We start from the raw sequence: 4,166 nt of genomic DNA, 5'->3' as shown, positions 1-4,166 counted from the left end.
TTCCCGGGGCTGCATGCCGTCTGGCTCGGCCCCGCGTTTCCCGGATCCCGGCGTTTCTCCCGTGAGAGCGCCGGGATTCCGCTTTGAGGGGGAGGGGTATCATTGGGTTTTCTCGCTAATGCGTTTCAATCGCATCCGACTGTTCCGGAGATCCCGATGGCCCTTGTACCGCTCCCGCTCAATGATGTCTTCCGCTGCTTCAACGACGGAGGCCTTGTGCTCCTCGGCGCGTCCGACGGGACTGTGACGGACGTCATGCCCTGCGGCTGGTGCGCGCCCTGGGGGCTCGACCGTGCGCTCGTGACCGCGGGCCCGAACCATTTCACGCGGGGGATCATCGAGCGGACCGGGCGCTTCGTGCTGATGACGCCCAACGCCGGCATCGCGGCGCTTGTGCACCGGCTCGGCACCACGACCATGCACGAGGATCCGCGGAAGCTCGAGAGCGCGGGTGTGGAACTGATCGGGAACGACTCGGGACTGCCCTTCGTCGCCGGCTGCGGCGCCTGGGTGGTCTGCCGGCGCGTGACCGAGGGGCTTCCGGGCTTCCCCAACGCGCTCCTCTTCGGCGTGGCGGAGGCCGCGTGGGTTGATGACAGGCTCTGGCGGGCGAACTGCCCCGTTCCTCCCTCGGAGCTCGCGGTAGCGGACCGGCGCGTGCACTACGAGGCCGGCGGCGGCTGGTTCACCGAGGCCGCCCGCGAGGTTGTGCTCACCGGCGCCCAGGGCGGGCGCACGGGCTGACCGTCACTTCTGGAAGGCGAACCAGACGGCGAGAATGAGGCAGGCGAAGGCCGCGATGTGGTTCCAGGCGATCTTCGTGCCGAAGGCGACGAACGAGAAGACGATGAAGACCGAGAGGGTGATCACTTCCTGGATCACCTTGAGCTCGAGGAGCGTGAAGGGGCCGCCGTTGCCGACGAAGCCGATGCGGTTCGCCGGCACCTGAAAGCTGTACTCGAAGAGGGCGATGCCCCAGGAGAAGAGCACGACGGCCCAGACCGGCCAGAGCGTGATCAGTTGCATGTCCTGAAGCTTCAGGTGCAGGTACCAGGCGAGCGTCATGAAGACGTTCGAGATGAGTAGCAGCCCGATGGTGGTGAGGCCTTGGGAGAGCATTGTCTGAGGTCGGGCGCGTGCTGACCGAGAGTCTTGGGCCGGCTCCCGGTAGGTGCCCCATGAATGAAGGAGAAAAACGAAGACGCCGCACCTGATCTTCCCGGAGCCGGAAGCTTCCGGAAGAGCGGCGCGGCGGCGAATTGAGGAGAAGTCTAACCGCTCGCGGGGAGCGGCGGAGCTTCAGTTCGTCTTTCTCAGGTGCGGGACCGCATCAGGCGGCGAGGCCTTCCTCGATGAAGTCCTTCAGCTGTCCCGGGGTCTGGACCTCGACGAGGCGGCCGGGCAGCGGCTTGCCGTCCTTGAAGATGATCATCGTCGGGATGTGCTTCACGTCGTAGCGCTCGCGGATGCCCTTGAACTCGTCGCAGTTGGCGCTCGCGAAGAGGAGCGTGTCGCTGTAGGTCTTCGCGAACTGGAGGTAGAAGGGCTGGGCGCGGCGGCAGTCAACGCACCAGGGGGCGCCGATGGCGAGGATGAAGGTCTTGCCCGAGTCAATGAGCTTCTGCAGGGACGCTTCGTCGTTGACAATGATGATGTCGCTCATGGGATGAATCCTTTTCGTGTGGGAGCGCCGGCCTTCACCGGGCCGGCTCGTTTCGCTGCCGATAACTCTAGCGCAGCCGTGCCGGGCGGGACGTGAGCATTTCTTCAAAAAGGACTCAAAACATTGCAGAAGTCACAGTATTACCCCGTGTTTCGGCGGCGTCGGAGACCCGGCGACATCTGAACGAACCCGCCCGACGACATGAAACCGCACCCGGCCCGCGCCGCCGGGGAGCGGCAGGATCATGACGCGGCGGGACCTTATCCCGACGGGGTACGCCTAACGGGTAAGTGATTTCACTGCCCCAATGGCGATATAAAGGCCTCCGGCCGCCCGCGGGCGCCGGAAACTTTTTCAGGAGAAGGGGAAAAAAATGGAGTTCAGAAAGGCCAGGCCGTCTGACTATGCGGACATTCGCGCGCTCATCTGCGCACTTGTTGACGATGCGCTGGAGCCAGATGCCTTCGCGCGCATCCTCGGGCAGCAGATCTCGGACCCGAACAGGTACTGCCTCGTCTGCGAGGAGGAGGGCCATGTGCTCGGCGTCCTCAACCTGCGCTTCGAGCAGCAGCTCCATCATGCGGCCCGCGTGGCGGAGATCCTTGAGTTCGTCGTCTCGCCCAAGCTCCGCGGCCGCGGCGTGGGCCGCGCGCTCCTGAGGAAGGCCGAGGAGGTCGCCCGGGAAGCGGGCTGCGTGATGCTCGAGATCACCTGCGGCTGCGACCGCCTCAATGCCCACAAGCTCTACGAGAGCGAGGGCATGAAGAGGACGAAGATCCGCTTCGCCAAGTCGCTCGACGAATCCGTGAAGACTGAGGAAACGAACGCCTGCCCGCTCTGAGCTTCAGAGGAGCGGCAGTGAGCAGCCGGCGCCGGGGACTTCCCCCGAGCGCCGGTTTCCGTATGTGCGGCCGGCACCGCCGGCCGCCGGGTGAGGGGGCGTCAGACGATGTTGACCCAGCCCATGAACTGCTCGACCACGGCCGGGTCGTGGTGATCGAACCAGAGGCTGTGTCCGAGGTCGAGCGTCCTGATGGCCTCGTGGTCTGCCGCCGAGAGCTCGAAGTCGAGGATCGCCAGGTTCTCGGCCATGCGCTCCCTGCGCACGGACTTTGGGATCACGACGATGTCGCGCTCGATGAGCCACCTGAGCGCGACCTGCGCGGGCGTCTTGCCGTACTGCGCGCCGATCGCCTCGAGGACCGGATTGGTGAAGAGCCCGTTCCGGCCCTCAGCAAGCGGTGCCCAGGCCATGACGGCGCAGCCGCGCTTCCTCATGATCTCCTGCGCGGCCCGCTGCTGGTCGAAGGGGTGTGCCTCGACCTGGTTCACCATGGGCTTGACCTCGGCGAAGTGGTCGAGGTCGATGTAGCGGTCCGGGTAGAAGTTGCTCACACCGATCGCGCGGACCTTGCCCGCACGGTATGCCGCCTCCATCGCGCGCCAGGTGCCGTAGTAGTCACCGAAGGGCTGGTGGATGAGGAGCAGGTCGACGTAGTCGGTGCGAAGTTTCCTCAAAGACTCGTCAATGCTCGCCGCGGCCGTCTTCTCGCCCGCCTTGCTGATCCAGATCTTCGTCGTGAGGAAGATGTCGCCGCGGGCGACGCCGCTCTCGGCGATCGCCTGTCCCACCTCCGCCTCGTTCGCATAGGCTTGGGCGGTGTCAATGGAGCGGTAGCCGACCTCGAGCGCGTCCTTCACGCACCGCACGCATTCCGCGGGCGTGACCTGATAGACGCCGTAGCCGATGAGCGGCATCTCAACGCTGATGTATTTCATTCTCTCTCTCCTTGATGTCCGCCCGCTCTTCCGCAGGTGCGGCCGGGCGCGATCATCCGCAGGTCCGTGGCTTCCATTCTGAATCACGCGGTTCGGGACGGCGAAACGGAAACTTTCGCGTGCTTGCCTCTTTCTTTCAGAAGTGCCGCGCCGGTGAGCGGCGTTCCAGGGAGTGAGGCGCCGGCGGAAGCGATGACGAAAACTGCATATTTAAGTGAAATGGTTTCATGTAACTGAAGGCATGGATGAAGCGTGCACAACAGGCTTCTGCGCCGTCCTTCCGCGGTGCCGACGGACGCCCGAAACGCTCACTTCGCCTCTGCCGCAGGCGATCCCGGCATTTCCCGGGTGAATGCTCCGCGCGTCTGGAGTTACGGAATTTGCACACTTACGTGAAGTAACTTCACCTACTTTCAGGCATGGACCGTGAATGCTAAATAAGGCGGCGGCGGCGACGGACCAGGGAGGCGATGACGAAAACTGCATGCTTAAGTGAAATGGTTTCTTGTACCTGAAGGCATGGATGAAGCATGTACAACAGCCCTCTGCGACGTCCTTCCGCTGTGCCGACGGACGCCTCGAAACGCTCACTTCGCCTCTGCTGCAGGCGATCCCGGCATTTTCCAGGCGAATGCTCCACGCGTCAGGAGTTACGGAATTTGCACACTTAGGAATAGTCAACAAATAAGTTATACGAACCCTCGGATGACATAGTTCCACTGAC

General features: G+C 63.7%; 5 protein-coding genes. 2 read left to right on the top strand and 3 right to left on the bottom strand.

The window, feature by feature from the left end; translation table 11 throughout:
- Positions 1-156 precede the first annotated feature (156 nt).
- Positions 157-744 carry a flavin reductase family protein gene (locus Q4F91_RS12335; RefSeq protein ID WP_303338025.1) on the top strand — a complete coding sequence of 196 codons (588 nt, stop codon included), beginning with the start codon at positions 157-159 and terminating at the stop codon, positions 742-744.
- Between the two features lie 3 nt (positions 745-747).
- Here Q4F91_RS12335 and Q4F91_RS12330 read toward each other — a convergent pair whose 3' ends face one another.
- Complete coding sequence (locus Q4F91_RS12330) at positions 748-1,119, bottom strand: DMT family protein (protein ID WP_303338023.1); 372 nt, start codon at positions 1,117-1,119, stop codon at positions 748-750.
- A gap of 211 nt (positions 1,120-1,330) precedes the next feature.
- Positions 1,331-1,663 carry a co-chaperone YbbN gene (locus Q4F91_RS12325; protein WP_303338021.1) on the bottom strand — a complete coding sequence of 111 codons (333 nt, stop codon included), beginning with the start codon at positions 1,661-1,663 and terminating at the stop codon, positions 1,331-1,333.
- A gap of 373 nt (positions 1,664-2,036) precedes the next feature.
- Between Q4F91_RS12325 and Q4F91_RS12320 the strand changes: the two genes are divergently transcribed.
- Positions 2,037-2,504 (top strand): GNAT family N-acetyltransferase, encoded by a 468-nt coding sequence (locus tag Q4F91_RS12320; protein ID WP_303338020.1) that lies wholly within the window; start codon positions 2,037-2,039, stop codon positions 2,502-2,504.
- Positions 2,505-2,605: 101 nt separating this feature from the next.
- Here Q4F91_RS12320 and Q4F91_RS12315 read toward each other — a convergent pair whose 3' ends face one another.
- The gene (locus Q4F91_RS12315; RefSeq protein WP_303338019.1) at positions 2,606-3,442 is read right to left on the bottom strand and encodes an aldo/keto reductase; all 837 of its coding nucleotides are present in this window, start codon (positions 3,440-3,442) and stop codon (positions 2,606-2,608) included.
- Between the last annotated feature and the right edge of the window lie 724 nt (positions 3,443-4,166).

Source organism: Sutterella sp. (genome assembly GCF_030539355.1).
GTDB lineage: Bacteria > Pseudomonadota > Gammaproteobacteria > Burkholderiales > Burkholderiaceae_F > Sutterella.
This window is presented reverse-complemented; position numbering and strand designations above follow the sequence as displayed.

Excerpts from the sequence above, each read along its gene's own strand:
- Q4F91_RS12330 (WP_303338023.1), bottom strand. The coding sequence starts at position 1,119 with ATGCTCTCCCAAGGCCTCACCACCATCGGGCTGCTACTCATCTCGAAC.
- Q4F91_RS12335 (WP_303338025.1), top strand. The coding sequence starts at position 157 with ATGGCCCTTGTACCGCTCCCGCTCAATGATGTCTTCCGCTGCTTCAAC.
- Q4F91_RS12325 (WP_303338021.1), bottom strand. The coding sequence starts at position 1,663 with ATGAGCGACATCATCATTGTCAACGACGAAGCGTCCCTGCAGAAGCTC.
- Q4F91_RS12315 (WP_303338019.1), bottom strand. The coding sequence starts at position 3,442 with ATGAAATACATCAGCGTTGAGATGCCGCTCATCGGCTACGGCGTCTAT.
- Q4F91_RS12320 (WP_303338020.1), top strand. The coding sequence starts at position 2,037 with ATGGAGTTCAGAAAGGCCAGGCCGTCTGACTATGCGGACATTCGCGCG.